A 1642-nucleotide genomic window follows, 5' to 3' on the forward strand; every position below is an offset into this window, starting at 1 on the left:
TAGTACCAGCCCAAGTAGCCAGAAATATTCGATTCCATATGGCCAGCTACTTAACAAACGACTGTTTCAACGACGTTGTCAATAAAAAGGAACTTACTTATCAATAAACTGAGAGCAAACGCTTCCATTGACTGTATTTCTTTTCGTCTATTCTGAGTCGGTCATTCTTATCTCAAATAGAATTATCACAATCAGAATTATGAAAATCCGGCACATTATCGCAAAGAAAGTGGACAAAATAGTGTTGGCCGCACTGTTGCTTTCACCATTACTTAACTCTTTACTCGCTCATAGCTTTGAGCAGAAAGATTTAAACAATGAAGTTATCATTGCCGCAAATTGGCAGCAGCATTCAGGGGAATACTACGCTTACTTTTACCAGAGTTTCAACAGCGCCAGTGATCAACTGGAGGCTATCCTGGCAACAACACCGGACGGTAAAAAGCCAGCAATAATCACCGATATTGATGATACCCTGATATCAGGCACCCCTTATTTTACCAGCATGGTTGATACCAATGAATCCCGAAGTACTGAGCGGACCAGGTTCTGGTGGAATCATCAAGAAGCGAAAGCCCTGCCAGGGTCCGTTGACTTCCTGCAAAAAGCCAATAGCCTCGGCATTGAAATATTCTATATCAGTGGCCGTTTCAACGATGTAAAAACCATGACCATCAACAAACTCAGGCAATTGGGTTATCCGGTCAGCAGTGAAAATCATGTCATTCTGCAAGAAGAACAAAACACTACCCTCAGCAAAGAGGACAAACGCCAGCAAATCGTAAAAATGGGCTACCACCCGATCATGCTATTTGGTGACCAGCTGGACGACCTCGGTGAGGTAGACAAAGGCCTTTATCCTGAAAGGAAAAAGTGGGTAAGTCAGCATCAGGATAAACTTGGAACCCAATGGTTTATTCTGCCAAACACCGTTTACGGATTCTGGGAAGAAGCGATCAGCAAAGACTATCGGACACTGAGCCCTGAAGAAAAACACAGGGCCCGATTACAACAAGTTAACGACACAGAGTTACCCGTACCTATTTCCGACAGCTACCGGCAGCATATTATAATGGCCGATCTTTGGCTCAGAAAATCTGCACAATTCGATGCCACCGCCCTGCAAACCTATAATCTGGCCAGCAAGGCAATTGAATCGCCTGAAAACCGCTACGCCAATAATCGGGCGATTATTGTTGATATTGACGGAACGCTAGTAGATTACTCTTTGAATCATTTAATTCCACCGCTTTGTAAAACATTTCCAGACCCTGAAGAGAAGATGCAAAACCATGAAAAACAGCTGCAGGCTGCCTCTATTCCCGGTGCCAGAGAATTTTTAAACAAAGCGGCTGCCCTGGGTTATGAAATCTTTTATTTAACGGCCCGGGAGCACTCTTCCGGCCGCTCAGGCCATAGCGGCGATGTAGAAAACTTCACCTTAAAACAACTGGTTTACCATGGATTCCCCAAAGTTACACAGAGCAATCTGCTGAATCGCTCCAAATATTGTCCGGTCAATAAAAAAAGCTGTGATAAACAACACCAGCGAAAAGCCATTATGTCCGGAAAGATCAATGGAAAAAAATACCTGATTACCACTGATCGTACGTCATGATACAGAGAAAGTTTATTTAAGAAT

1 protein-coding gene is annotated in these 1642 nt (G+C 43.4%); it reads left to right on the forward strand.

Annotation, left to right across the window (positions count from 1 at the left end; all coding sequences use genetic code 11):
* Positions 1-199: 199 nt before the first annotated feature.
* On the forward strand, positions 200-1618 hold the full coding sequence (locus KDK14_RS10160) for an HAD family acid phosphatase (RefSeq protein WP_257264991.1): 1419 nt from the start codon (positions 200-202) through the stop codon (positions 1616-1618).
* The last annotated feature ends 24 nt before the right edge of the window (positions 1619-1642 follow it).

This window comes from Endozoicomonas sp. ONNA2, from assembly GCF_024606365.1.
GTDB lineage: Bacteria > Pseudomonadota > Gammaproteobacteria > Pseudomonadales > Endozoicomonadaceae > Endozoicomonas.